We start from the raw sequence: 26,852 nt of genomic DNA, 5'->3' as shown, positions 1-26,852 counted from the left end.
GAGTGGTGGCAAGATCCCCCAGACACGCCCTAGCGCCGGGTGCACGTCGCCCGGGCTGGTCCACGTGGGTGATCCGGCGGGCATAGCCATCCGGATGGCCCAATGCGGCGTGTCGGGTGGCCCGGGCGGGCAGTCGTCGGACATGACGCCTCCCGCCGTACCGTCCGGCACGTACCGGCTTCAGCTCCAGCCCGGATTCGGGTTCGCCGAGGCGGCGGACGCCGTGCCGTACCTGGCCTCGCTCGGGGTCAGCCACCTGTACCTGTCGCCCATCCTGCGGGCGGTGCCCGGGTCGACGCACGGGTACGACGTGATCGACCACAGCCTGGTCTCGCCGGAGCTCGGCGGCGAGACCGGGTTCCGGGTGCTCGCGGCGGAGGCCGCGGACGCGGGGCTGGGGATCGTCGTGGACATCGTGCCGAACCACATGGCGCTGCCGACGCCCGCGTCGCTCAACCGGCAGTTCTGGTCGGTGCTGGCGGAGGGGCCCGGGTCGCCGTACGCGCGCTGGTTCGACATCGAGTGGGACGCGTGGGGCGGCCGCGTGCTGCTGCCGGTGCTCGGCGCGCCCGTCGACCAGGTGGGCGACCAGCTGCGGGTCGAGGACGGCATGCTGCGCTACCACGAGCACGTCTTCCCGTTGCGGCACGGCACGGCGGACCTGCCGCTGGACGAGGCGCTGGACGCGCAGCACTACCGGCTGGCGGACTGGCACGAGGGCGACCTGCGCGGCAACTACCGGCGGTTCTTCACCGTCACGTCGCTGATCGGGCTGCGCCAGGAGGACGAGGCGGTGTTCGCCGCCACGCACGCGGTGATCCTGCGGCTGGTGCGGGAGGGCCTGATCCAGGGCCTGCGGGTCGACCACCCGGACGGGCTGGCCGATCCGCGCGGGTACCTGCGCCGGCTGCGCGCGGCGACCTCGCACGACACGTGGATCGTCGTCGAGAAGATCCTGACCGGCGACGAGCGGCTGCCCGCCGACTGGGACTGCGCCGGGACGACGGGCTACGACGCGCTGCGCCGGGTCGACGCGGTGTTCACCGACCCGGCAGGCGCCGACCCGCTACGGGCCCTGCACCGCGAGGTGACCGGTGCCGCCACCGCCGGCTTCGGCCCGGTCGCTCTGGACGGCAAGCGCGAGGTGCTGGCCGCGGGCCTCGGCGCCGAGGTGGCCCGCCTGGAGCGGGTGCTCGACAAGGCGGGCGTCACCGAGGCCGACCGCGGCGACGCGCTGCGCGAGCTGCTGGCCGCGGTGCCGGTGTACCGGCCGTACGTGGTGCCCGGCGAGCCGGCCCCCGCGGACGCCGTCGACCTGATGGCGCAGGCGCTGACCGGCGTGCCGGGCCGGCTGGCGCGCACCGCGCGGCGGATCGCGGACGTCGCGCTCGGCCACGAGGCGGAACCCGCGGGCGGCCAGGCCGACGCGGCGCCGGACGCCCGACCGGACACCCCGTCCGACGGCCATCCCGACGGCCACCCCGGCGCCCGGCCGTGCGCCGAGTTCGCCGTGCGGTTCGCGCAGGTCACCTCCGCGGTCGCCGCCAAGGGCGTCGAGGACCGCGCGTTCTACCGCTGGTACGTCCTGAGTTCGCGCAACGAGGTGGGCGGCGAGCCGGACGATCCCGGCCTGTCGCCCGAGGCCTTCCACCGCTACTGCCGCGCGATGGCCGAGTCCCGGCCCGACGCGATGACCGCGCTGTCCACGCACGACACCAAGCGCAGCGAGGACGTGCGCGCCCGGCTCGCCGTACTCGCCGAGATCCCGGCGGAGTGGGCGGCCGCCGTGCGCGGCTGGGACAAGGCCGCGGCGCGGCACCGCACGGGCCCCGGCCCCGACCGGTACGACGGCTACCTGCTGTGGCAGACCCTGGTGGGCGCGTGGCCGGTCGACGCGGACCGGATGACGGCGTACCTGCGCAAGGCGATGCGCGAGGCGGCGCGCTCGACGTCGTGGACCGCGCCGGACGCGGCGTACGAGCAGGCCACCGAGGACTACCTGCGCGCCGTCCTGAACGACCGCGAACTGCACGCTTCCGTCGACGAGTTCGTGACACGAATCGCGGAACCGGCGCGCGCGGTTGCGCTCGGCGCCAAACTGGTTCAACTGGCCATGCCCGGCGTGCCCGACGTCTACCAGGGGGGTGAGGGGGTGCTGCGCACACTGGTGGACCCCGACAACCGCGCTCCGGTCGACTTCACGGACGCCGCCGCGCGGCTGGCGTACCTGGACGCGGGCGGGGTGTGCCGCGACCTGGACGACGAGAAGGCGCTGGTGACGTCGGCGGTCCTGCGCTGGCGCCGCCGCGACCCGGCGGGGTTCGGGGCGCGCGGCGGGTACGCGCCGGTGCACGCGCGCGGGCCGGCGTCCGCGCATCTGATCGGCGTCCGGCGCGGATTCACGATCGCGCTCGCGACGCGCCTGCCGGTGGGCCTCGCGGCCGGCGGCGGCTGGGGCGGAACCCGCCTCGACCTGCCGGACTTCGGCGCGGCCCGGCCCGGCCGGGCGCGGAACCGGCGGCCCTGGAACGACCTGCTGACCGGCCGGCGCATCGCCGCGGACGCGCCGCTCGTCGAGGTCTTCGCCCGCCTGCCCGTGGCCCTGCTCGAAGACAGCGCGCACTGAACGGAGACCGCCCTGTGACCGTCTTCTCCGTGTGGGCCCCCGACGCCGACACCGTCGAACTGGTCGCGGCGGGCGCCCGCCGCGCCCTGCGCCCCGGCGACGGACCCGGCTGGTGGCGGCTGGACGCCCCGGCCCTGGGGGCCGGCACCGACTACTCCTTCTCGCTGAACGGCGGTCCGCCGCTGGCCGATCCGCGTGCGGTGTGGCAGCCGTACGGGCCAGAGCGGGCCTCGCGGGTGTACGACCACGACGCGTTCGCCTGGACGGACGGCTCCTGGCACGGCCGCGCCCTGCCGGGCGGGGTCGTGTACGAGCTGCACATCGGCACGTTCACCGACGCGGGCACCTTCGACGCCGCGGTCGAACGGCTCGACCACCTGGTCGCGCTCGGCGTCACGCACGTCGAGGTGATGCCGGTCGCGTCGTTCCCCGGCACGCACGGGTGGGGCTACGACGGGGTGTGCCTGTGGGCGGTGCACGAGCCGTACGGCGGCCCCGACGGGCTGAAGCGTTTCGTCGACGCGTGCCACGCGCACGGGCTGGCGGTGGTCCTCGACGTGGTGCACAACCACCTGGGCCCGTCCGGTAACCAACTCCCTCTGTTCGGGCCTTACTTCACCGACCGCTACCACACCCCGTGGGGCAGCGCGGTCAACCTGGACGGCCCCGGCTCGGACGAGGTGCGGGCGTTCCTGACCGGCAGCGCGCTGGCCTGGCTGCGCGACTTCCACCTCGACGGGCTGCGCCTGGACGCCGTGCACGAGCTGGAGGACCGGCGCGCGGTGCACTTCCTGGAGGAACTGTCCGACGCCGTCGACCGGCTGGGGGCGGCGCTGGGCAAACCGCTGTTCCTGGTCGCCGAGTCGGACCTGAACGACCCGCGCACCGTCACCCCGCGCGAGAACGGCGGGCACGGCGTCCACGCGCAGTGGAGCGACGACTTCCACCACGCGCTGCACGCCCTGCTGACCGGCGAACGCCAGGGGTACTACGGCGACTTCGGGTCGATGGCGACGCTCGGCAAGACGCTCACGCAGGTGTGGCTGCACGACGGCGGCTGGTCGGCGTTCCGCGGCCGCGGGCACGGCCGCCCGCTGGACCCGTCGCGGATGCCCGGGCACCGCTTCCTGGCGTACGCGCAGGACCACGACCAGGTCGGCAACCGCGCGGCCGGCGACCGGATCTCCGCGCTGCTGGAGCCGGGGATGCTGGCCGCGACGGCCGCGCTCGTGCTGACCTCCCCGTTCACGCCGATGCTGTTCATGGGCGAGGAATGGGGTGCCTCCACGCCGTGGCAGTACTTCACGGACCACACCGATCCTGCGCTCGCCGAGGCGGTGCGGCGCGGCCGGCGGGCCGAGTTCGCCGAGCACGGCTGGGACGCCGGGCAGGTGCCCGACCCGCAGTCCGTCGACACGGTGCGCGCCTCGCGCCTGGACTGGACCGAGGCCCTGCAGTCGCCGCACCGGGAACTGCTTTCCTGGTACCGGGAGTTGATCCGGCTCCGCAAGGAGCACCCGGAGCTGTCCGATCCGCACCTGCCGTCGGTGGACGTCGGGTACGACGAGGCGGCGGGCTGGCTGATGGTGCACCGGGGCCGCTTCCGTACCGCGGTGAACCTCGCCGACGAGACGGCGACGCTGCCCATGGGCACCGGCGGCGCCGAGGTCGTCGCCGCCTGGGACGGCGCGAAGGTCGAACGCGGGCTGGCCGGCACCACGTTGACCCTCGCGCCGCGCTCCGGGGGGGTGGTCCGCCGGGGGGCGTCCCCCCCCGTGCTGACAACACCCGCCGGCGGACGAGGGGGCCCGTCGTCAGACGAGGAGCCCGTTCAGGAACCCGTTGGAGAACACCTTGTACGGGTCGTACTGGTTGAAGGCGGACACGGCGCTGTCCCAGTTGCTCCCGGCCGGGACGCCCGTGCGGTACATGTTCGGCACGGTGGTGCCGAGGATGGTCGGGTCGGACCACGCCGCGGTGCCGCTGTAGCCCCAGCCCTTCGACCACTCGGGCCGCACCATGGCGTACGTGCCGGAGTAGTTGCCGAGCACGAACTGCTCGGTCTCGCGGTAGAACTGCTCGTTGTAGGGGGTGCCGGGCACGGTGAGGATGTCCAGCCACACCGCGACGTCCCACTCGGGGTGGTCGGACCGGCCGCGGATCGCCGAGAGGGTCGGGGTGACGGCCCCGGCGACCTGCGCGTCCGCCGGGTTGTCGAGCCCGGTCACCCGGATCTCCAGGGGGCCGTTCATCGGGTAACGGCCTTGTGCCGCATAGGTGTCGAGGGCGTTCTTGTAGTAGGTGTAGAACTCGTTGACGACCTTCTGGATGTTGGCGCGCTTGGTGAGGATCGCGTATCCGTTGGCGGTCACCCGGTAGGTGGTCGGCTTGATGTAGAGCATCAGGTTCTTCGACCAGCCCCAGATGTCCCAGGACCCGGTCACGATGAGGCCCGAACCGACCACGCCCATCTGGGTGTTGCAGAACGTCGGGGTCAGCCCGTAGGAGCCCGCGGTGATCTGCCCGAGGATGTCGGCGGCGTCCTGCGACAGGAAGTCGCTGAACGGGTAGTTGTACGGCGCGTTGACCTGCTTGGCGAAGAACGGCTTGCTGGGCGCGACCGACCAGACCTTCAGCCACGGCACGCTCGTGTACGGGAACCAGATCGCCTCGACGCGGCCCGCCTGGTCGACCCAGGACGCGAACGAGTCGCTGCCCGCCGTCGCCGGCGAGGCGAACATCGCGTCGGCGCTGATGTGGATGTAACTCTGGCATCTCAGCCGCTTGTTCGCGCCGACTCTGAGGGTGACCTCGGTGACGAAGGTTCTCCCGAGGCCGACCAGCAGCGGGGCGATCGCCGGGTCGTTGCGCTGGAAGGTGCGCAGCGCGTACTGGCTGCTGCCGCTGTCCCACACGACGGCGGTGAGCGACACCACCAGGTTGCTCAGGCTGCCGAACGTGTGGCCCGCGGTGAGGGTTTCGCCGGTCTTCGGGACGGCGGTGCCGTGGCCGTCGATGGCCAGCGCGCCGCCGAGGGTGATGTCGCCGGGCGCCGGCGTCGCGGTGACGCCGTACCCCGACGCTTCCAGGGTGCCGAGCAGCGACTCCATGGAGACGCCGGTCTGCGCGGTGACGCTGGCCGGCGACCCGGCGTTGACGGTCACCGCGGTCAGGTGCTGCGTGGTGTCGACGAGCAGGATGTTGGTGGGCGTGCCGGGCTGGATCATGAGCGGCGACCAGTTGTGGCTGAAGCCCTTCGCACGCAGCGTCCAGCCTTGGGCCTTGGCCCAGTTGGCGAGCGCGACGACGTCGGCCGGGGTGTTCGGCGCGCACGTCCACACGTCGTCGACGCGGATGCCGCCCGACCAGTTGCGGTAGGCCTGCAGGTAGGCGGTGATGCCGGACGGCAGACTCGGCGGCGCCGGGACGGCGGCGTCCGCCGTACCGACCCTGAAGGCCGGCGTCCACTGCAGGGCGGTGAGCGCCGCGGCGCCCGCCAGACCGCCGAGGACCGCGCGACGACCCGGTGAGAGTCCCTCGCCTTCGGTCTCCGGCGTCCTGGTGTCTTCGGACATGGATGTTCCCCCTCCCCTGTTCTGACCGGGCCGGATCACCGCGTCGCGGGGCGGTCGCCGCCGCCGGGCGATCAAACGGAAGTACAAGATCCAGTTCCGGTTCGTGCCGCTGACGGACCGCTCCACGGACGTGGGAGCGGGCGGTGCAGGAACGGGAGTGCGGCGGTGCGCGGAGCCGCGGGAAGATCTCTTTCGGAACCGCGTGCTCCGGTTCGCCAGGGTGGGACCGGGCCCAGGACAAGTCAACGGGGCGGCACCGGGAAAATCTGGTGACACGTGTCAAGTTTTTCGGCCGAGGCCTGACGCGCCTTATGAACGGCGGGAGTTCAGGTCTCCAGCAGCCGGCGCCGCTCCCCCGCGACGTCGAAGTGCCCTTGCGGGTACTGCGGGTCGAGCTCCTCGAGGTGCTCGAGCAGCAGCCGGCTGATCGCCCAGTTGCGGTACCACTTGCGGTCGGCGGGCACGACGTACCACGGCGCGATGTCGGTCGTGCACTTCTGCAGGACCGCCTCGTAGGCCTCCTCGTACGCCGGCCACACCGCGCGCTCGTCGATGTCGCCCGGGTTGAACTTCCAGTGCTTGTCCGGGTTGTCGAGGCGTTCGAGCAGGCGCTCGCGCTGCTCCTCGTACGAGATGTGGAGGAACACCTTGACGACGGTGACCTCGTCGTCGTGCAGCGCCTCCTCGAACTTGTTGATCGTCGCGTACCGCCGCGACCACACGCCGCGCGAGACGAGCTCGCGCACCCGGACGATCAGGACGTCCTCGTAGTGCGACCGGTCGAAGATGCCGATCATGCCGGGCGCCGGAACCTGCTGCCGGACCCGCCACAGGAACGGGTGCGCCAGCTCCTCACGGGTCGGCGCCTTGAACGCGTGGATCTGGCAGCCGGACGGGTTGAACTGGCCGATGACGTGCTTGACGACGCCGCCCTTGCCCGAGGTGTCCATGCCCTGGAGCACCAACAGCAGCCGCTTGCGCGAACCGCCCGCGACGGCCTGCGCGTACAGCCGCTCCTGCAGCTCGGCCAGCCGCGGCTCCATGGCGGCGATGTCCGCCAGCGCCTCCTGCTTGCCGCCGGGCGCGTGCGGCGTGGCCCGTGCGTCGGCCTTGGCGAGGTCGATCGCGCCGCCGTGCAGGCGCAGCACGTCCCGCACCGAGCCGACGTGCGCGGGAGCCGGCGGGACACTGCCGTGCACCACCCGAAGCAGCGGGGACGCCGGCCGGTGCGCGGCCTTCTCGGACGCCTTGCCGGCCTTCTTGGCACCCGACTTCTTGCCCACGCTTCGGCCCTCCACCGGCAGACGGATCGCGAACGTCCTTGCGATCCTCCCCGATCGGCGCTGCTTCCGCAGGTCGGGCGCGCCGATCGGGGGACGAACGGACGGTCAGCCCGCCGCGGGGACGCGCTCGGCGCCGTCCCGCGCCATCGCCACCAGTCGCGATATGGCGCGCAGGTACTTCTTCTTGTACCCGCCGTGCAGCATCTCCTCGGAGAACAGCGCGTCGAAGGGCACACCCGAGGCGACGATCGGGATCTCGCGGTCGTACATGCGGTCGGCGAGCACGACGAGCCGCAGCGCCGTCGACTGGTCGGTGACCGGGGTGACGCCCCGCCAGAAGACCGCGTGGACGCCCTCGAGGAGCGTGCCGTAGCGGCTCGGGTGGACGCGCGCCAGGTGCCCGAGCAGCGCCGGGAAGTCGTCGAGCGCGGCCCCGCCGATCGCCGAGCCGTGCGCGGCCGCGGTGACGGCGTCGTCGTCGGCGACCGGCGCGGGCGCCTGCGGCAGGCCGCGGTGCCGGTAGTCGTCGCCGTCGATCCGCAGCGACTCGAAGTGCGCCGAGAGGCCCTGGATCTCCCGCATGAAGTCGACCGCCGCGAAGCGGCCCTCGCCGAGCTTGTCCGGCAGCGTGTTCGAGGTCGCGGCCAGCTTCACCCCGGCGTCGACCAGCTTGCCCAGCAGCGTCGACACCAGCACGGTGTCGCCCGGGTCGTCGAGCTCGAACTCGTCGATGCACAGCAGCCGGTGCCCGGACAGCGCCCGCACCGTCTCCTGGAAGCCCAGCGCGCCGACCAGGTTGGTCAGCTCGACGAACGTGCACAGCGACTTGGGCGCCGGCGCGGCGTGCCACAGCGAGGCCAGCAGGTGCGTCTTGCCGACGCCGTAGCCGCCGTCGAGGTACACGCCGCTGTACGCGGGCGCGGCCGGCGTCTGCGGGCCGCGCCGGAACCACCGCTTGCGGGCCGGCTCACCGGAGCCGTTCGCGGCGTTGAGCGCGACGCCGAACGCCTCGAGCCGGGTGACCGCGGCGGCCTGGCTGGGCTGCGTCGGATCGGGTATGTAGGTGCCGAAGCGCACGCCGTCGAAGCGCGGCGGGGGGACCATTTCGGCCACCATCCGCTCGGCGGGCACGACGGGGAGGCGTTCGACGAGGGAGACCGGCTCGCTCACCGCGACGGCGGCCGCGGACGTCGACGGGGAGACCGGACTCGCCGGAGACACGTTGGACACGGTCATCAAGCCTACGGGGCGTGCGAAACTCGACCGCATGCGACGCCTGCTTCCCGTGCCCGAGGGCCCCGCCGACGGCGGCCCGGAGACCGAGTCGGACATCGATCTGGAGGAGGCGTACGCGTACCCGGCGCACATCGTCGCGGCCGGCCGGCCGTGGCTGCGCGCCAACATGGTGACCAGCCTGGACGGCGCCGCGCAGGCCGGCGACGGGCTCTCCGCGGGGCTCTCCTCCCCCGCCGACAAGCGGATCTTCGGCGTGCTGCGGGGGCTCGCCGACGTGGTGATCGTCGGCGCCTCGACGGTGCGCGCCGAGGGGTACCGGCCGCCTCAGCCGAAGCCCGCGTACGCGCCCGCACGCGTCGCCGCAGGGCGCAACCCCGTGCCGGTGATCGCGATCGTCAGCCGCAGCCTGGCGCTGGACCTGACGGCTCCGCTGTTCACCGAGGCCGTGGTGCCGACGGTCGTGCTGACCGGGCCCGACGCGGATCCCGAGCGGCTGGCGGCGGCCCGCAAGGCGGCCGACGTGATCATCGCGGGTGCGCCCGGCACGTCGGGCGTCGACCCCGGCGCCGCGGTGGACGCGCTCGCGGCGCGCGGCTGGACGCGCATGCTGACCGAGGGCGGGCCGCACCTGCTCGGCCAGCTCCTGGAGTCGGGGCGGCTCGACGAGCTGTGCCTGGCACTGAGCCCGCAGCTGGCCGGGGGTACGGCGACCCGCATGACCGTGGCGAGCCCGGCCGTACCGGCCGCGGGCGGCGGTACACCTGCCGGTACGCCCGCGGGTGCGCCCGTCGGCACGCCGACCGTTTCGCCGATCGGTTCCGACGGGAAGCTTCCACAGTCGATGGAACTGCACACACTTCTGGAAGAGGACGGGTTCCTTTTCGCCCGATACGTCCGCAACATCAATAGTTAGCGGCAATCAACACCAACCGCCCTTCCGGCTGGCATCGTGGTGGCGGCGGCACCGGCCCGACCGGCCGAGCCACCGGTGCACGGCCCCGAGCAACCGAGGAGAGTTGGCGTGTACACAGTCGTCCTGCTCATCGAGAAGGTCATGGACGAGGCGGACGTCCGCCTGGTCACCACCCTCCACGAGGACACACCGGTCTCGTTCGTCGTCGTGCTCCCCGGAAAGGCCGACCACCACCGGCTGGTACGCGCCCTCGACGACGTCGCCCTCGTCCGCCTCGACGAGGCCGCCGAGGAGCTGGAGCGCGAGCACGACCCGGCCGACGGCGGCCCCGACGTCCTGCGCCGCACCCTCGACGGCAGCGTCGCCGCGCTGCGCGCCGCCGGCGCCCAGGCGGTCGGCGAGACCGCGCCCGGCGAGGACCCGCTCAAGATCCTCGCGGACGTCGTCGACCGGCACTCCGCCGACGAGGTCATCGTGCTGACCGACCCGCACCTCATCGAGGAGTTCTTCCACCGCGACTGGGCCTCGCGGGCCCGGCACAAGGTCGGCGTCCCGGTCCTCAAGCTGTTCGCGCACAGCACGCCGGAGTAGCCGACTAGGGCAGAATCGTCCCCGAAACCGGCCCGCGTCCGCCCGCGGCGCGCGCCCGGCCCCTGGCGGGCCGTACCACCGCACACCCCGACCGCCGTACCAAGGAGCCCAGATGGCCGCCCCCGACGCCCCCGTGAGCGACCCCGCGATCGACCTGGGCAGCCCGCACTTCATCGGCATCGGCGGCGCCGGCATGTCGGGCCTCGCCAAGATCCTCGCGATCCGCGGCGCCAAGGTGGCCGGCAGCGACGCCAAGGAGTCCACCGCGCTGCTCGCCCTGCGGGCGCTCGGCTGCCAGGTGCACGTCGGGCACGCCGCCGCCAACCTCGGCGACGCCAGCTGCGTCGTGGTCTCCAGCGCCATCCGCGCCGACAACCCCGAGCTGGTCGCGGCGCAGGAGCGCGGCATCCCCGTGGTGCACCGCGCCGACGCGCTCGCCCGCCTGATGGACAACCGGCGCGCGGTCGCGGTGGCCGGAACGCACGGCAAGACCACCACCACGAGCATGCTCGCGGTCAGCCTGACCTCGCTCGGCCTGGACCCGTCGTTCGCGATCGGCGCCGACCTGAACGAGGCGGGCAGCAACGCGCACCACGGCGAGGGCGAGATCTTCGTCGCCGAGGCCGACGAGAGCGACCGCAGCTTCCACAAGTACGCGCCCGAGGTCGCGGTGGTGCTCAACGTCGAGCTCGACCACCACGCCAACTACGCCTCGCTCGACGAGGTGCTCGACTCGTTCGAGACGTTCGCGCACCGCATCGTCCCCGGCGGCACGCTCGTGCTGTCCGCCGACGACTCCGGCGCGCTCGCGCTGCGCGACCGCCTCGCGGTGTCGGCGCCCCAGCTCACCGTGGTCACCGTGGGCGAGCGCGACGAGGCGGACCTCCAGCTGGTCAAGATCGAGCCGCAGGGGCTGGCGAGCAAGGTCACCGTGCGGGTGGGGAAGGCCGGCGGGGAGCACGTCTTCACCGTGTCGGTGCCGGGCAGGGTCAACGCTTCGAACGCCGTGATGGCGCTCGCCGTCGGCCGCGCGCTCGGCCTCGAGACCGACGCCATGGGCACCGCGCTCGGCAACTACCAGGGCGTGCGCCGCCGCTTCCAGCTCAAGGGCGAGGCGGGCGGCGTGCGCGTCGTCGACAGCTACGCGCACCACCCCACCGAGATCGCCGCCGACCTGGAGACCGCGCGCGGCGCGGTCGGCGCGGGCCGCGTCATCGCGGTGTTCCAGCCCCACCTGTTCAGCCGCACGCAGCAGCTCGGCACCGACATGGGCCGCGCGCTCGCCGCCGCCGACATCGCGCTGATCATGGACATCTACGCGGCCCGCGAGGACCCGCAGCCCGGCATCACCAGCCACATCGTCGCGCACAGCGCGCTCGACCACGGCGGCCTGGTGCGCATGGAGCACAGCTGGTCCGAGGTCGCCGACGTCGTGGCCCGGATCGCCCGGCCGATGGACCTCGTGCTCACCATGGGCGCGGGCGACGTCACGCTGCTCGGCCCCGAGATCCTCGAGGCGATCAACCAGCGCTGACCGCGGCCGGCCCGGCCCCTCGCCGGGGCCCGGCGCACGTTCGCACTCCGTAACCACCCAGGGACCCGGCCGCGGGAACGCGGCCGGGTCTCCCGGTGTTGGATGTGGACATGACAACCACACCCGGCACCCCGAAGTACAACGTGGTCAAGAGCGTCGACGAGTGGCTGTCGGTGCTCTCCCCCGAGGAGTACCACGTGCTGCGCGAGGCCGGCACCGAGCGCGCGTTCACCGGCGAGTACACCGACACCAAGACCGTCGGCGTGTACAGCTGTCGCGCGTGCGGCGCCGAGCTCTTCCGCTCGCAGGACAAGTTCGACTCGCACTGCGGCTGGCCGTCCTTCGACTACGCCGACCCGGAGAAGGTCGAGCTGCGCGAGGACCGCGGGTACGGCATGGTCCGCACCGAGGTGCGCTGCGCCAACTGCGGCTCGCACCTGGGCCACGTCTTCGACGGCGAGGGCTACACGCCGCGCAACCAGCGCTACTGCATCAACTCGATCAGCATGCGCCTGGAGCCGGCGGACGACGCCGAGGCCTGACGGTCCGGTAGCTCCCACGGGAGCGGTTCGGCGTCCGATCACGGACGCCTGGACGGGCCCCGCGCGGTTGCGCGCGGGCCCGTTTCGAGGGATACCCATCGAATCCGCCCCCCGAGTGACGGGATCGCCCGTCGGCGCGGTACACAACGAATATGAACCCGAGCATCGCACTTGGCGCGTATGTCGCGTGGATGGTGTTCGTGACGCTGTTCTTCGTCGTCACGGGCGTCCGACGCGCGCGTGGCAGGCGGTCAGGACCCGTACCGAGGGTCGACCGCCTCGACGTCTACGAGGCGGCCTTCCTGTGCGGCGGCCCGCCGCGCGTCGCCGACCTCGCGATCCTCGCGCTGCGCACCAGCGGCGCGATCCACATCGGCCGCGACGGCACGGTCACCGCGACCGGCCGCGGCCCCGCCGACGCCGTCACGCACGGCGTCCTCCTCGCGGTCACCCGCAGCGGCGGCACCGCGCGGCTGTCGACCGTACGCCTGCTGGGCGCCCGCAGCGCGGGCGTCCAGGCGATCGGCGACCGGCTGCTGGCCGCCGGGCTGATCCGCCGCCCCAACGACGGCGGCGCGAAGCGCGTCGCGAAGATCCTGGCGCGCGTCAGCATCCCGATCACGGTGGCCTCGCTGCTCACGCAGATCCTGATGTTCTCGAGCCACGACGACCCGGCCGACGCCCACGTCGGCACGTTCCTCCTCGCGCTGTTCACCCACATCTTCGGGCTGGCCTACAGCATCATCCTCACCGTCGTCACCGCGCTGCGGCCCAACAGCCGCGTCACCGGACAGGGCCTGACCCATGTGCGGCGGCTGCGCACCGACGTGAACCTGCAGACCGGACTCGGCCGCACCGCGGCGGGCGCCACCGGGCTCGGACTGCTCGCGGTCTACGGGCTGTCCCGGCTGACCGACCCCGACCTGCGCGACGTCTTCCGCGAGCAGCGGGTGCGCGCGATCGCCGGGGCGGGCGACGGGGGCGGCGGCGACGGCTGCGGCGGGGGCGACTCCGGTCCGTCGTGCGCGTCGTCCGACAGCGGCTCCGACTCCGGATCGGCGTCGTGGTGCGGGTCGGCGTCGTGCTCGGACGGCTTCAAGGGCGGCGGGTGCGGGGCGTCGAGCTGCTCCTCCTCGTCGTCGTGCGGGTCGTCGTCGAGCTGCTCGTCGTCGTCCTGCTCCTCCTCCTCGTGCTCGTCCTCGTCGTGTTCGTCGTCCTCGTGCGGCTCCTCCTGCGGTTCGTCCTGCGGGTCGTCGTGATGAGTGCGGCGAAGGCGGCCCCGGTGACCGCGGCGGCGTTCGGCGGGGGGACGCCGGCCGCGGTCGGGATCGGCTGGCGCCCCGAGATCGACCTGACCGTCGAACGCCTCGCCGGCGTGGACTTCGTCGAGGTCATCGCCGAGAACGTGTGCGCGGGGCACCTGCCCGAGTCGCTCCGCGCGCTGCGCGAGCGCGGCACCACCGTGGTGCCGCACGGCGTCTCGCTCGGCCTCGGCGGCGCGGACCGCCCCGACCCGGCGCGCCTCGCCCGGCTCGCCGAGGTCGCGGAAGGGCTGGGCGCACCGCTGGTGAGCGAGCACCTGGCGTTCGTCCGCGCGGGCGGCATGGAGGCCGGCCACCTGCTGCCGGTGCCGCGCACCCGCGACGCGCTGCGGGTCGTCGCGGAGAACATCCGCGTCGCGCAGGACCTGCTGCCGGTGCCGCTCGCCCTGGAGAACCCCGCGACGCTGATCACGTGGCCGGACAACGAGCTCACCGAAGGCGAGTTCCTCGCCGAACTCGTCGAACGCACCGGCGTGGCGCTGCTCGTGGACGTGGCGAACCTGCACACCGAGCGGGTCAACCACCGCATCGACCTGGCGGCGACGCTGAACGCGCTGCCGCTGGAGGCCGTGGCGTACGTCCACGTCGCCGGCGGCCTGATGCGGGACGGCGTATGGCACGACACGCACGCGCACCCGGTGACGGCCGAGGTCCTGGACGTGCTGGCGCTGCTGTGCGAGCGCCACGTCCCGCCCGCGATCCTCCTGGAACGCGACGCCAACTACCCGCCGACCGACGAGCTGGAGGCCGAACTGGCCGCCATCCGCGACGTGGTCGACCGGGCGGAGACGCGGACACGGGTGGCGCAGCGGGTGGGGGACTCGGCGGCGAGCCGAGTGGAGAGCGCGGCATGAGCGCGGACGCGGTTCCGGCGCCCCGGGTCGAGGCGGCGGATTCCGCTGTCGACGACCTGCGCGCCGAACTCGCGCGCCGGCAGACCGAACTCCTCACCGCCCTCGTCGCGGGCGGGCCCGTGCCGGACGGCTTCGACGCCGACCGGGTCGGGATCCAGGTCCTCTCGCTGGCCGCCAAACGCCGCGAGTCCGTCGCCCGCTCCTCCCCCGACCTTGTCGCCGAACTCACCGAAGCCGAGCTGTGGCCCAAGGAGTTCACGGTCTGGGCGAGTACCCACCCCAAGCCCGCCGAGGGGGGCAGCCGGGCGGACGCCGCCGCCTTCGCGGAGCACCTGCGCACCGAGGGCCGACTGCCCGAGGCCGCCGCCACGCTCCTCGAGCCGCACACGCACCAGCCCACCGAGCACGCCCACCGCCCGGGCCTGCTCAGGCGGCTGCGCGCCGTCTTGCCCGGCCCCCGCCCGGACCACACCGACAGGCCCCGCTGGACCTGACCCGTCGCCCTGTGGACTTCCGGTGCCTGCACCGTCCCTGGCCTGTCCCGCTGTTGGCGGCCTCCCGCCCCTCCCGCTCTTTGATTTTCGCGCGGCCGTCCCGCGCGTCAAGCCGCGGTGGACCTGCCGCGGTTCAGGTGGCCTGGCGTGAGGTCAAGGGGGCGGCTTGACCCGCGGGCCGTCCGCGCTGAACACCTCGCACCTAGCGGGAGGGGCGGGGAGTGTGGCGCCGCGTCACGTCACTTCGCGCTGCTCGCCTGCGGTCCCAGCGTGGTGCCCGCGCCGATTTTGACGAGTCGCAACCCGGAACAGCCGGGCTTCGCGAGGTGCATATCGGTTCACATTCGGGCATAAGGGCGCCTTAGCCCCTATTGACTTCGCGTCAAAAGAACCAAATGGCCACCAGGTGGCCATTTGGTTCTTTTGAACATTGTTTTCAATATGGGGCCGATGGCCTGGTGGCCTGGTGGCGCGGGGCGGGCCCGGGCACCGGGCAGGCCGCGCACCCCACGCTCCAGGCCCCGCGCCCGCCACCCCACGTGAACCGCAGGCGGGCAGCGCGAAGCGAAATGACGCGGCGCCACACCCCCCGCCCCTCCCGCTAGTTGCCAAGGTCGTTAGCGCGGACGGCCCGCGGGTCAAGCCGCCCCCACAACCCCGTCCCAGGCCACCTGAACCGCGGCAGGTCCACCGCGGCTTGACGCGCGGGACGGCCGCGCGAAAATCCAAAAGCGGGAGGGGCGGGAGGCCGCCAACCGCGGTGCAGGTCAGGGACGGTGCAGACAGGCGCAGTCCCCGCCACGACGGTGCAGGCAGGCGCAGTCCCCGCCACCGCGGCGAAGCGCCAGCGAAATCCCCTCGCCGCAACCGCAACACGCCTGCCATCGTGCCGGTCATGACCGAACAGCGGGCGGTCCGGGCCGATTTCGACAGTGCCTCGATCGTCGTGTACCAGGCCTATTCGGCCTCGATCGCCGAACCGGCGCTCGCCGCACAGCGGTTCGTCGCGCCGTTCTCGTTCGGGCGCATGACGTGGATCAAGCCGTCGTTCCTGTGGCTGATGCACCGCAGCAACTGGGCGCGCAAGCCCGGGCAGGAGCGGATCCTCGCCGTGCGGATCTCACGGCACGCGTGGGACGGCGTGCTCGCGCGCGCCGTGCCGACGACGTCCGACCCGGACCGGCTGGCCGCCGCCGAGGTGCACGTGCAGTGGGACCCGGAGCGGTCGCTGCGCGGCGCCGCGCTGAACCACTACAGCATCCAGATCGGCGTCGGGCGCACGCTGGTGCGGGAGTTCGCCGAGGAGTGGGTGGTCGGCATCACCGACATGACGCCGACCGTACGGCGCGTCGCCGACCTGGTGCGCGGCGGCCGGGCCGCGCAGGCGCGTCCGCTGATGCCGCCGGAACGCGACTACCCGGTGCCGAAGGCGACCGCGCGGCGGCTGGGCATGGACTAGGCCACGCCCGGCCGCCCGCGCGGGAGTTCAGCCGCGCTGCCCGCGCTCCAGGGCCAGCAGCCGCTGCTTCTTGTCGAGGCCGCCCGCGTAGCCGGTGAGCGCGCCGTTGGAGGCGATCACGCGGTGGCACGGCACGATGATCGAGACCGGGTTGCGGCCGTTGGCCGCGCCGACCGCGCGGGACGCGGTGGGCGAGCCCAGCGAGGTGGCGAGCGCGCCGTACGACGTGGTGGCGCCGAACGGAATCGTCGTCAGCTCGCGCCACACCGCCTTTTGAAAACTTGTGCCCCGCGGCGCGAGCTGCAGGTCGAAGACCCGCAGCTCGCCCGCGAAGTACGCCTCCAGCTGCCGCTCCACCTCGGCGAACGGCGCCGCGTCACGCCGCCATTCCGCGCCGACCTCCGGCACGTACTTGGCGTCCGGAAGCATGAACAGCCCGGTGAGCGACGCCCCGTCGCCGACCAACAGCAGCTCGCCGACCGGCGAGCCGACCACCGTGTAGTACGGCGCCACGTCGAGCGGCGCCGCGAACTCGGCCGGCCCGAGCGCCGCCACGGGCGCGGCCGCGACGGCACCCTCGACCGTGAGCGGCAGAACGTCCTGGATGAGGGTGTCCGTGTGCATGGCGTGGTTCCTTCCGGTACCGGCGGTGCCTTCTGAGCTGGTGGGGTCTTCCACACCGACCATGCTGCCGCCCCGCGCGGGCCGGGACCGGCGGTTTTCGGACCTCGCGGTGCGCTACGCCAGACCGGTCAGCAGCTCCAGGACCGCGCGGCGGCGGCCCGTGTAGAACGGGACCTCCTCGCGCACGTGCCGGCGCGTCTCCGAGCCGCGCAGGTGGCGCATCAGGTCGACGATCCGGTACAGCTCGTCGGCCTCGAACGCCAGAATCCACTCGTAGTCGCCCAGCGCGAACGACGGCACCGTGTTGGCGCGCACGTCCGGGTAGCCGCGCGCCATCTGGCCGTGCTCGGCCAGCAGGCGGCGCCGCTCGCCGTCGTCCAGCAGGTACCACTCGTACGAGCGCACGAACGGGTACACCGCGACGTAGTTGCGCGGCGTCTCCTCGGCCAGGAACGCCGGGATGTGGCTCTTGTTGAACTCCGCCGGGCGGTGCAGCGCCATGTTCGACCACACCGGCTCCAGCAGCCGGCCCAGCGCGGTGCGGCGGAAGAGGTTGTACGCCTCCTGGAGCTCGTCCGACGACTCCGCGTGCCACCAGACCATGACGTCCGCGTCCGCGCGCAGGCCCGACACGTCGTACGTGCCGCGGACCACCACGTCCTTGTCGAGCAGCCGCTCGAACAGCGCGTCGACCTCGGTCGCCATCGCGAGCCGGTCGTCGGGGAGGGGGCCGCGCAGCCGGAAGACCGACCACATGGTGTAGCGGATGACCTCGTTGAGGTCGCGTGCCTTGCGGCGCGGCGGAACCCGCTCGGGGGTGGTCTGGGGGATGTCGGGGTCCTGCGTGGTCGCGTCAGTCATGCTCCGATTGTCCCCCTCCGGGTCAGGTCGCCCTTACCAGGGCCCCGCGTGTCCCCCGGCGCGGTCAGACCGGGTCGTCGTAGCCGTCACCCGTACCGGTGTACGGCTGCCCCGCGGCCTGCCCGGCCCGCCGACGCGGCGAGGCCAGCTCCGCGAGCACCGCTGCCGCCGCCCGCTCCCCGCTCGCCACACACGCCGGAATGCCCACACCGTCGTACGCCGCCCCGCACACCTCGAGCCCGGGCAGCCGCTCCACGGCGTCCTCCACGCAGACCACCCGGCCGCGGTGGCCCAGCGCGTACTGCGGCAGACCGCCGCCCCACCGGGTGACGCGCGTGTCGACGGGCAGCGCGGTCAGGCCGACCGCCTCGTGCAGGTCGGCCAACGAGTCCGCCACCAGGTCCGCGTCGTCCTTCTGCAGCGCGGCCGACTCGCCCGCGCGGCCCAAGGACGTGCGCAGCACGAACACGTCCGGGTCGGCGGCGGCGATCCACGACCACTTGTTGCTCGCGAACGTGCTCGCCTTGATCCGGCGCTCGTCCACCGGCGGCACGAGGAAACCGCTGCCGGGCATGTCCTCCGGCAGCTCACTCCGCCGGAACGCCATCGTCACGATCGCCATGCCCGCGTACTCGATCGCCCCGAGCTCCACCGCCGCGACGTGCGAGTGCGGCGCCAACAACCGGGCCGCGGGTGCCGCCGGCACCGCGATGACCACAGCATCGGCGTCGACCGTCTCGGCGGACCTCGTCTCGCCGACGACGAGCTGCCACCCCTCCGGCGTACGCCGGAGCGCACGCACCGTCGCCCCGGTCCGCACCACGCCACCACGCGCCTCGACCGCCGCCGCGACTGCCCCCGGCAGCCGCCCGACACCACCACGGATACCGGCGAACACCGGCCCGGCCGTCTCCGGATCCGGCGCCTTGTCCAGCAACTCCCGCACCCCGGCCAACAACGACCCGCCGCCCCGCGCGATCGGCACCAGCTGCGGCACGGCCGCCTCCAGCGAGATCTTGTACGCGTCCCCCGCGTACACCCCGCCCAGCAGCGGCTCGACGAGCCGGTCCACCACCTCGTGCCCGAGTCTCGACGAGACGAAGTCTCCGACGGTCACGTCGTCTTCGTACGGATGCGGCGGCAACGCGTGGTCCATCGGAATCCGCGCGAGCCCGGCTGCCGACAACACCCCGCTGGCCGCCAACGACGTCAGGTCCCCGGGCACCCCGAGAATGTGCCCGCTGGGCATCGGCCGCAGCGCCCCACGCGTCCAGAACGCGGCCTTCGCCGTCGCGGGCGAGAGCAGATCCCCGCCGAGGCCGACCTCACGCGCCAGCCCAACGGCCTCCGGCCGCCGCGCCAGCATCGACTCGGCCCCCTCGTCGACGGGGACGCCGGCGATTTCGACCGCCGACAGTTTGCCCCCGACCCGACGTGCCCCCTCGAGGACGGTCACACGCACACCGGCCCCACCGTCGCGGCACAACGCATGCGCTGCGGCCAACCCGGCGATCCCGCCCCCGATGACGACAACGTGATGCACCGGTGCAACGGATGCACCGTCAGTGGTACGCATAAGCCCACTGTCTCATGTGGCCGGAACGGGGCTGGTTCTTGGCTGCACCGTTCCTGACCTGGTTTTCGGTGGTGGCCTGACGCCCCTCCCGCTTTTTGATTTTCCGCGCGGACGGCCCGCGCCTCAAGCCGTTCCTGCCAGCGCTTGGTCATGGGGCCTTGTCCTGTTGCGGCTTGACCCGCGGGCCGTCCGCGCTGAACCATCTCGCACCTGGCGGGAGGGGCGCGGGGTGTGGATGCGCTTGTTTCGTTTCCCCGCCGGGCTGCGGTGTTGCTTCGTTTTGCGGTTCTGCTTCACCGCTCCTGGCGCTGCGCTGCCGGGCTGCGGTTTCGCTTGGGGTTCCGGGCGGGTTTTGTTGCTGGGGTTTGTTGCGCTGCCGGGGGTCGTTCCAGCGTGGGGCCGCGCCTGCTGACTCGGGCGGGGGCACGGCCTCGACCCCCCATCACTTTGCCGTCACGTATGCGAATCACCAGAACTCCCTCATTAGGGGGTGTTCGCGTCACACTCGCGTCACCGCCGTTGTCGGTTACGGGGTGGCCACGGGGTGGTTTCCCTGTGAACACGCTGGTCACAGGGGGCATTCGGGCGGGACTCGGTTGTGTTGCTTCGGGGCTTCGGGCGGAACCCGTTGGTGGGGGCGGCCGTCAGACTGCGGACTGGGTGTCGGATTTTCGGGACTTCTTGGGGGGATCATGTCCAGACGCGTGCCGGGGCTCGTTGCGGTTGTCGGGGTCGTGGTGTTGGTGGCCGGGTGTTCCGGCGGGGCCGACGACAAGGCCAGTGACACGTCGGCGGCAAGAGGGCCTGCCGTCGCCGCGCCTTCGGCGGCTCCGCAGCTTGGGGCTCCGGCTACGGGGGCCGGTGGCGGGGCGGCCGTCGGGAACAAGGCCGGGGAGCCGGCTCCCGCGCAGCGGAAGCTCGTGCTGACGGCCGATCTGCGGATCGAGGCGGACAGTCCGGAGCAGGCGGCGGCCAGTGCGCGGTCGCTCGTCGCGGGGGTGAACGGGCTCATCGCGGGCGAGCAGACGACCCGGGTTCCGGTCACGGCCAAGCGCGATGGCAAGTCCGCGACGGCGGAGCCGAGTGGCGGTGCGGGCGATGCGGAGTGGAGCACGTCTACGACGCTCACGCTCAAGGTGCCGCCGGGCCAGTTCGACAAGGTCCTTGACGGACTGAGCGCCCTTGGCACGGTCACCGCCCGGAACCGCGGTGCCACCGACATCACCGACCAGGTCGTGGACGTCGCCAGCCGCGTCGAGACGCAGCGGCGCAGTGTGGAGCGGGTCCGCGACCTGCTCGCGAAGGCGACCAGTCTCGGCGAGATCGTGTCGTTGGAAAGCGAGCTGACGAAGCGCGAGTCCGACCTGGAGGCGCTGCTGAAGCGTCAGGAGTCGCTGAGCGCGCAGTCCGACCTGTCGACGATCACGTTGCGCGTCGACCCGAGGCCCGCCCCGGCCGCGCCCGCGAAGGCGAAGGAGTCCGACGACGACGGCTTCGGCGACAGTGTGCTCGGTGCGTTGAAGGCCGGCTGGCACGGGCTCGTGGTCACCGTCGAGGTGCTGCTCGTCGTGGTGGCGGCCGTACTGCCGTTCGGACTGCTGGCGTTCGCGTTGTGGTTCCTGCACCGGAGGCTCGGCAGGCCGCTGGCGCGGGTGGTCGCGGCGTGGCGCACGACGCGTGCCGCGGCGGCCGCGAAGGTCGAGGCGGATCCGGTCTACCGGTGGGGCCCGGTCCCGGCGGCCCGTCCCGCGGCGCAGCCCGCCGCCGCGCCGTCCGCAGCTCCCGCCGCGTCGGCCGCTCCCGCCCCGCCGTCCGAGCCCCCGTCCGCAAGCAAGTCCCCGGGCGTCGAACCCGAGGACGACTGACCGGACGCGCCGCCGGGCCCGGACGGTCGGCCCGCGGGCCCCGGCGCGGCGGCCCCGCCGGCGGGTGGACCCCCCCCCCGCCCGCCGGGCCCGGACGGTCGGCCCGGGCCCGGCGGCGCGTCCACACGTCGTGAGGGACTACCGCGCGGAAGCCTCGTGCACGTACTCGACCAGCGCGGTCAGCCGCTCCGGGTCGGTGTTCGGCAGGACGCCGTGGCCGAGGTTGAACACGTGTCCCTCCGCCGCGCGCCCCGCGGCCAGCACCTCGTCGGCCTTGGCCCGCATCGCGGCCTCCGGCGTGAACAGCACGGCCGGGTCGAGGTTGCCCTGGACCGCCTTGCCGGGGCCGATGCGGCGCACGGCCTCGTCGAGCGGGATGCGCCAGTCGACGCCGACGACGTCCGCGCCCGCCTCACCCATGAGGCCGAGGAGTTCGCCGGTGCCGACGCCGAAGTGGATGCGCGGCACGCCGTAGCCCTCGACGGCGGACAGCACCTTGGCGCTGGCCGGCATGACCGACGCCCGGTAGTCGGCCGCGGACAGCGCACCGGCCCACGAGTCGAACAACTGCACGGCGGCGACGCCCGCCTCGATCTGCACGGTGAGGAACTGCGAGGTGATCTCGGCCAACCGGTCGAGGAGTTCGGCCCACAGGTCGGGGGCGCCGTACATCATCGCCTTGGTGAACTCGTGGTTCTTCGACGGGCCGCCCTCGACGAGGTAGCTGGCCAGCGTGAACGGCGCGCCCGCGAAGCCGATCAGCGGGGTGCCGCCGAGCTCGCGGGTGAGCTGGCCGACCGCCTCGGTGATGTACGGGACGTCCTCGGGCGTCAGGTCGCGCAGCTGCGCGAGGTCCTCCCGCGACCGGATCGGGTGCGCGACGACCGGCCCGACGCCGGGCTTGATGTCGAGGTCGACGCCGATCGCCTTGAGCGGCACCACGATGTCGCTGAAGAAGATCGCCGCGTCGACGTTGTGCCGTCGCACCGGCTGCAGCGTGATCTCGGTGACGAGGTCCGGCAGCATGCAGGACTCGAGCATCGCGGTGCCCTCGCGGACCTTGCGGTACTCCGGCAGCGAGCGCCCGGCCTGGCGCATGAACCACACCGGCGTGTGCGGCACGGGTTCGCGGCGGCAGGCGCGCAGGAAGGCCGAGTCGCGGACGGCGTCCGGGACGGCGCTGGAGGTGGCCGCCGAGGAGCTGACGGTCGGTGCGGCGGGCGTTGCGTCGGACGGCGTCGGTCCGGAAGTGCGCGGGTCAGTCACATGGCCCATCCTCGCACGGCCCGCGCGCCTCCTCGGCTGGCCACGGCGCCGCACATACGCTGCCGGTCATGGCACCAGCAGTCGGCGAAACCGAGGAGCCCGCGGAGTTCCGCCGCGCGGTGGAGAAGATGCGGGCGGCGGCGCCGCGTCCGGAGGTCGTGCTGGAGGACATGCCGCGTCCGCGGAACCTCGCGCCGTTCTCCGCGGCGTGGTCCGCGGACGTGGTGGTCGACGACGAGGACCTGGGCAGCGGGCGCATCGTGCTGCTGTACGCCCCGGACGGCCACGAGGCGTGGGAGGGCAGGTTCCGCTTCGTCACGCTCGCGCGCGCCGAGCTGGAGCCGGAGATGGCGACCGATCCGCTGCTGCCCGAGGTCGGGTGGACGTGGCTGACGGAGGCGTTGCACACGCACGGCGCGCGGTACGTCGCGCCGAGCGGCACGGTCAGCCGCGCGACCTCGCAGGGCTTCGGCGGTCTGGAAGGCCAGATCGCGCGGACGGAGATCGAGATCCGCGCGTCGTGGACGCCGGTCGGGGACGACCTCGCGGAGCATCTGCGCGCATGGGTCGACCTGCTGTGCACATGCGCGGGGCTGCCGCCGGTGCCGCCCGAGCCGACGCCCGGCGAGGAGGGCGGTGACCGCGTGGTTCCCATGCCGTCGCGGTCCGCGCTGCGCGAGCGCTGAGCGGAGCGTACCGTTCGCCCGGCTTCGTCGGGGTGGCGAAACGCCGTGAACCCCACCGGGTCCCCCGATCCCGGAAAAACCGGCAGCAAGCATCCGATCATTGATTTCGATCTTCTTCTAAAGGCCGAGCGCGGATCTGCCGAAGGACACAGTGACCACCCCGATGGAGCAAGCACCGGCCGCTTCTCGGGAATCGCGATCACTGTGCAGGAGGCCCGGTGTCGGTACTTCTCGATCACCCCGCAAACCTGCTCGCCTACCGTTCGTCCAAGCCCACGGCGATGGTCGTCGTCGCGGACCCCAGGGTCCGTGACGCCGTCATCCGCCACCTGTGGGCCCTCGGAGTGCGCGACGTCGTCGGGACGTCCACCATCGCCGAGGCTCGATCCCGTGCCGGCACGCCGCGCGATCTGTGCATCGCCGACGTGCACCTGCCCGACGGTTCCGGCTTGGCCCTGCTCACTGAGATGCGGGCCTGCGGCTGGCCGAACGGTCTGGCGCTGTCCGCCGCCGACGACATCGGCGCCGTCCGCTCCGCGCTCGCCGCGGGGGTCAGGGGCTACGTCGTCACAGGCGCGCGGGCGGGATTGACACCGGGACACGCACGGCAGGCGGGTATGACGGGCATGGCGGGCATGTCCGCCGCGGGGCGGCTCCGCCCCGACCACAACGGAACGGACCCGACCTCGGGCTGCCGCGAACTCTCCGCACGGGAGATCGAGGTGCTCCGACTGGTCGCCGAGGGCCGTTCCAACAAGGCGATCGGGCAGGCGATGGGCCTGTCCGCGCTGACCGTCAAGAGCCACCTCGCGCGCATCGCGCGCAAGATGGGTACGGGCGACCGGGCGGGCATGGTCGCCCTGGCGCTGCGGGCGGGCATCATCAGCTGACCGTTGGGTTGGGCGGCCGGCCGCAGGGCCGCCCGACCGTCTCCTACCGCGACGCGCCGGAAATCGTCGGCGCGCACGGGCGGCCGTACCGGTGCAAACCGGGCGTACACGCCGGGTCCCCGGCAGGCAGCGTCATCGCCTGCCGGGGTTTCGGCGTATTTTGTAAAGGTGACCGACGCTTTCGAACAAACCGTTTCCGAACAGCCGGCGCCGGTCCCTTTGCTGGCACCCCGCGAGGGCGTCCCGCCGGTTGTGGCGGACCCCGACTCCCTCGCCGGGACGGTTGCGGCCTTCGCCTCGGGCGACGGGCCCGTGGCCGTGGACGCCGAGCGGGCGTCGGGCTACCGGTACGGCCAGCGCGCCTACCTGATCCAGCTGCGCCGCGCGGGAGCGGGCACAGCGCTGATCGACCCGATCGCCTGCCCCGACCTGTCCGAGCTGGGGGCCGCGATCGCCGACGCCGAGTGGGTGCTGCACGCCGCGTCGCAGGACCTGCCGTGCCTCGCCGAGGTCGGCATGACGCCGACCCGCATCTTCGACACCGAGCTGGCCGGTCGGCTCGCCGCGTACCCGCGCGTAGGCCTCGGCGCGATGGTCGAGACGGTGCTCGGGTTCTCGCTGGAGAAGGGCCACTCGGCGGTCGACTGGTCGACCCGTCCGCTGCCCGAGCCGTGGCTGCGCTACGCCGCGCTGGACGTCGAGGTGCTCGTCGAACTGCGCGACCGCCTCGAAGAGGTGCTCGCCGGCCAGGGCAAGCTCGACTGGGCGCTGGAGGAGTTCGCGGCCATCGCCGCGGCCCCGCCGCCCACCCCGCGCGTCGACCCGTGGCGGCGCACCTCGGGCCTGCACCGGGTGCGGCGCCGCCGCCAGCTGGCGATCGTCCGGGCGCTGTGGGAGGCCCGCGACAAGATCGCGCGCGGCAAGGACGTCTCGCCCGGCCGGGTGATCCCGGACTCGGCGATCGTCGAGGCCGCGCTCGCCGGTCCCGCGTCGATGTCGGCGCTGCTCGCGCTGCCGGGCTTCACGGGACGCGAGAGCCGCCGCCAGTCGGCCGCCTGGCTGGCCGCGATCGAGGCGGGCCGCGCGGTGCCGGACGACGCGCTGCCGCCGTCCACGCTGCCGCACGAGGGCCCGCCGCCCGCGCGCGCCTGGGGCGACAAGGACCCGGCCGCGGCGGAGCGGCTCACCGCCGCGAAGACCGCGGTCGCCGCGATCGCCGACGAGCACGGCCTGCCGACCGAGAACCTGCTGGCCCCGGACGCGGTCCGGCGCCTCGCGTGGACCCCGCCGTCCGCCCCCTCGGTCGACGCCGTCGCCACCGCGCTGCGCGCCCAGCACGCCCGCGAGTGGCAGATCCGCTTGACCGCCCCGGCGTTGTCCGGCGCGTTCCTGCGGATCGCGGCCCACGGCCCGACGGCCAACGGCGGCCAGACCGCCTGACACACCGAGCACCGAAGCACCGAAGCACCGACGACGGACGGGTCCCCCGCGACCCGTCCGTCGTCGCGTCCGGTACCGGCTGACGGGTCGCCGTCCCCTCGTGAGGTCCCGCACATTGACGTGGCCTCACGACAGGTGATTTGGTAAGGCTTGCCTAATTCATGCCTAGTGGCTGCCTACTGACTGCCTACTGACCATTTCTCCGTCGCCGTGCACCACGCCGACGCCCCCCGAGGAGAACGCGGTGTTCGCCAACTACCTGATAGGCCTGCGCGAAGGGCTCGAAGCCGCCCTGGTGGTCAGCATCCTCGTCGCCTACCTGGTCAAGACCGGCCGCGGCGAGAAGCTGCCGCCCGTCTGGGTCGGCGTCGGCGCCGCGGTCGCCCTCAGCTTCGGCTTCGGGGCGATGCTCGAGTTCGGGTCGGCGGAGATGACGTTCGAGCAGCAGGAGGCCTTCGGCGGCTCGCTGTCGATCATCGCGGTGGGTCTGGTCACCTGGATGATCTTCTGGATGCGCCGCACCGCGCGGCACCTGAAGACCGACCTGCACGGCAAGCTCGACGCCGCCGTCGCGATGGGCACCGGCGCCGTCGTGCTCACCGCGTTCCTGTCCGTCGGCCGCGAGGGCCTGGAGACCGCGCTGTTCGTGTGGACGACGGTCCGCGCCACGGGCGAGAACACCGACCCGCTCACGGGCGTCGCGCTCGGCCTGGCGACCGCGGTCGTGCTGGCGTACTTCTTCTACAAGGGCGCCGTGAAGATCAACCTGGCGAAGTTCTTCACGTGGACCGGCGGCGCGCTCGTCGTGGTCGCCGCGGGCGTGCTCGCGTACGGCGTGCACGACCTGCAGGAAGCCGACTGGCTGCCCGGCATCCAGAACAAGGCGTTCGACATCTCCGACACCATCGAGCCGACCAGCTGGTACGGCACGCTGCTGAAGGGCATCTTCAACTTCCAGCCCGACCCCACGGTCATGCAGGTCGCCGTCTGGGCGCTCTACCTCGTGCCGGTCATGGCGGTGTTCCTGTTCCACAAGCCGAAGGCGAAGCCCGCCCCGGCCGCCGCGCAGCAGCCGGCCGCCGAGGCCGCGCCGCAGTCCTGAACAACGCGGAAGGGGGGGGGGGCCCCCCCGGGGCCCCCCCCCCCCGGGGGGGCGCCCCCCCCCCCCCCCCCCCCCCCCCCCCCCCCCCCCCCCCGCCCCCCCCCGCAACCCCG

The 26,852-nt window shown here is 73.2% G+C and carries 21 protein-coding genes and 1 pseudogene; 15 read left to right on the top strand and 7 right to left on the bottom strand.

All coding sequences use genetic code 11. The features are described from left to right. Positions 1–142 precede the first annotated feature (142 nt). Both treY and treZ read left to right on the top strand, forming a co-directional pair. The gene (treY, locus tag QI554_RS03165) at positions 143–2,626 is read left to right on the top strand and encodes a malto-oligosyltrehalose synthase (protein ID WP_281465532.1); all 2,484 of its coding nucleotides are present in this window, start codon (positions 143–145) and stop codon (positions 2,624–2,626) included. Further along, positions 2,623–4,311 (top strand): annotated as a pseudogene (gene treZ, locus QI554_RS03160) (malto-oligosyltrehalose trehalohydrolase); the annotation flags it as partial. The gene treY and the pseudogene treZ, both read left to right, overlap by 4 nt. A 129-nt stretch (positions 4,312–4,440) precedes the next feature. Here the strand turns inward: treZ and QI554_RS03155 are convergent. From QI554_RS03155 to zapE, 3 genes are all read right to left on the bottom strand, one after another. Beyond that, positions 4,441–6,201, bottom strand: coding sequence for a cholesterol oxidase substrate-binding domain-containing protein (locus tag QI554_RS03155; protein ID WP_281465529.1), 1,761 nt, complete (start codon positions 6,199–6,201; stop codon positions 4,441–4,443). Between the two features lie 326 nt (positions 6,202–6,527). Then, the gene (locus tag QI554_RS03150; RefSeq protein ID WP_281465707.1) at positions 6,528–7,412 is read right to left on the bottom strand and encodes a PPK2 family polyphosphate kinase; all 885 of its coding nucleotides are present in this window, start codon (positions 7,410–7,412) and stop codon (positions 6,528–6,530) included. Between the two features lie 177 nt (positions 7,413–7,589). Further along, positions 7,590–8,720, bottom strand: a complete 1,131-nt coding sequence (zapE, locus tag QI554_RS03145; protein WP_281465528.1) for a cell division protein ZapE — start codon at positions 8,718–8,720, stop codon at positions 7,590–7,592. Positions 8,721–8,751: 31 nt separating this feature from the next. Between zapE and QI554_RS03140 the strand changes: the two genes are divergently transcribed. The 8 genes from QI554_RS03140 to QI554_RS03105 all read left to right on the top strand — a co-directional run bounded on the left by QI554_RS03140 (position 8,752) and on the right by QI554_RS03105 (position 16,429). After that, positions 8,752–9,633 (top strand): pyrimidine reductase family protein, encoded by an 882-nt coding sequence (locus QI554_RS03140; RefSeq protein ID WP_281465526.1) that lies wholly within the window; start codon positions 8,752–8,754, stop codon positions 9,631–9,633. 108 nt (positions 9,634–9,741) lie between these two features. Then, the gene (locus QI554_RS03135; RefSeq protein ID WP_281465524.1) at positions 9,742–10,224 is read left to right on the top strand and encodes an indole-3-glycerol phosphate synthase; all 483 of its coding nucleotides are present in this window, start codon (positions 9,742–9,744) and stop codon (positions 10,222–10,224) included. Between the two features lie 112 nt (positions 10,225–10,336). Then, complete coding sequence (gene murC, locus QI554_RS03130; RefSeq protein WP_281465522.1) at positions 10,337–11,758, top strand: UDP-N-acetylmuramate--L-alanine ligase; 1,422 nt, start codon at positions 10,337–10,339, stop codon at positions 11,756–11,758. Positions 11,759–11,868: 110 nt separating this feature from the next. Continuing rightward, positions 11,869–12,300 carry a peptide-methionine (R)-S-oxide reductase MsrB gene (gene msrB, locus QI554_RS03125; protein ID WP_281465520.1) on the top strand — a complete coding sequence of 144 codons (432 nt, stop codon included), beginning with the start codon at positions 11,869–11,871 and terminating at the stop codon, positions 12,298–12,300. 152 nt (positions 12,301–12,452) lie between these two features. Then, entirely contained in the window at positions 12,453–13,559 is a 1,107-nt protein-coding gene (locus tag QI554_RS03120; protein WP_281465518.1) for a TIGR04222 domain-containing membrane protein, read from the top strand. Next, entirely contained in the window at positions 13,559–14,476 is a 918-nt protein-coding gene (locus QI554_RS03115) for an MbnB/TglH/ChrH family RiPP precursor modification enzyme (RefSeq protein WP_281465705.1), read from the top strand. Before QI554_RS03120 ends, QI554_RS03115 begins: the two co-directional genes overlap by 1 nt. Continuing rightward, on the top strand, positions 14,473–14,970 hold the full coding sequence (locus QI554_RS03110) for an SCO6045 C-terminal-like domain-containing protein (protein WP_281465517.1): 498 nt from the start codon (positions 14,473–14,475) through the stop codon (positions 14,968–14,970). Before QI554_RS03115 ends, QI554_RS03110 begins: the two co-directional genes overlap by 4 nt. 895 nt (positions 14,971–15,865) lie before the next feature. After that, complete coding sequence (locus QI554_RS03105) at positions 15,866–16,429, top strand: DUF4291 domain-containing protein (protein WP_281465515.1); 564 nt, start codon at positions 15,866–15,868, stop codon at positions 16,427–16,429. 27 nt (positions 16,430–16,456) lie between these two features. On the opposite strand, the gene QI554_RS03100 is transcribed toward QI554_RS03105, so the two are convergent. The 3 genes from QI554_RS03100 to hemG form a co-directional block, all read right to left on the bottom strand. Then, positions 16,457–16,942, bottom strand: a complete 486-nt coding sequence (locus QI554_RS03100; protein ID WP_281465703.1) for a methylated-DNA--[protein]-cysteine S-methyltransferase — start codon at positions 16,940–16,942, stop codon at positions 16,457–16,459. A gap of 225 nt (positions 16,943–17,167) precedes the next feature. Continuing rightward, a complete protein-coding gene (gene hemQ / locus QI554_RS03095; protein WP_281465513.1) occupies positions 17,168–17,914 on the bottom strand; it encodes a hydrogen peroxide-dependent heme synthase in 747 nt (248 codons plus the stop codon). Between the two features lie 64 nt (positions 17,915–17,978). Continuing rightward, positions 17,979–19,490 (bottom strand): protoporphyrinogen oxidase, encoded by a 1,512-nt coding sequence (gene hemG / locus QI554_RS03090; RefSeq protein WP_281465511.1) that lies wholly within the window; start codon positions 19,488–19,490, stop codon positions 17,979–17,981. A gap of 920 nt (positions 19,491–20,410) precedes the next feature. On the opposite strand from hemG, the gene QI554_RS03085 reads away from it, so the two are divergent. Further along, positions 20,411–21,355, top strand: a complete 945-nt coding sequence (locus QI554_RS03085; protein WP_281465509.1) for a DUF4349 domain-containing protein — start codon at positions 20,411–20,413, stop codon at positions 21,353–21,355. Between the two features lie 138 nt (positions 21,356–21,493). On the opposite strand, the gene hemE is transcribed toward QI554_RS03085, so the two are convergent. Next, entirely contained in the window at positions 21,494–22,501 is a 1,008-nt protein-coding gene (gene hemE, locus QI554_RS03080; RefSeq protein ID WP_425527907.1) for a uroporphyrinogen decarboxylase, read from the bottom strand. A 188-nt stretch (positions 22,502–22,689) separates the two neighbouring features. Between hemE and QI554_RS03075 the strand changes: the two genes are divergently transcribed. From QI554_RS03075 to efeU, 4 genes are all read left to right on the top strand, one after another. Beyond that, positions 22,690–23,307: a DUF3000 domain-containing protein gene (locus tag QI554_RS03075; RefSeq protein ID WP_281465505.1), complete on the top strand. Its 618-nt coding sequence runs from the start codon at positions 22,690–22,692 to the stop codon at positions 23,305–23,307. A 218-nt stretch (positions 23,308–23,525) separates the two neighbouring features. Further along, positions 23,526–24,197, top strand: coding sequence for a response regulator transcription factor (locus QI554_RS03070; RefSeq protein WP_281465503.1), 672 nt, complete (start codon positions 23,526–23,528; stop codon positions 24,195–24,197). A 168-nt stretch (positions 24,198–24,365) separates the two neighbouring features. Then, entirely contained in the window at positions 24,366–25,637 is a 1,272-nt protein-coding gene (locus QI554_RS03065; RefSeq protein WP_281465501.1) for a ribonuclease D, read from the top strand. A gap of 244 nt (positions 25,638–25,881) precedes the next feature. Further along, entirely contained in the window at positions 25,882–26,739 is an 858-nt protein-coding gene (efeU, locus tag QI554_RS03060) for an iron uptake transporter permease EfeU (RefSeq protein WP_281465500.1), read from the top strand. Positions 26,740–26,852 lie beyond the last annotated feature (113 nt).

The organism is Yinghuangia seranimata (assembly GCF_029953285.1).
GTDB classification, from domain to species: Bacteria; Actinomycetota; Actinomycetes; order Streptomycetales; family Streptomycetaceae; genus Yinghuangia; species Yinghuangia seranimata.
Note: the sequence above shows the minus strand (reverse complement) of the source record. Positions and strands in the feature narration are given on the sequence as shown.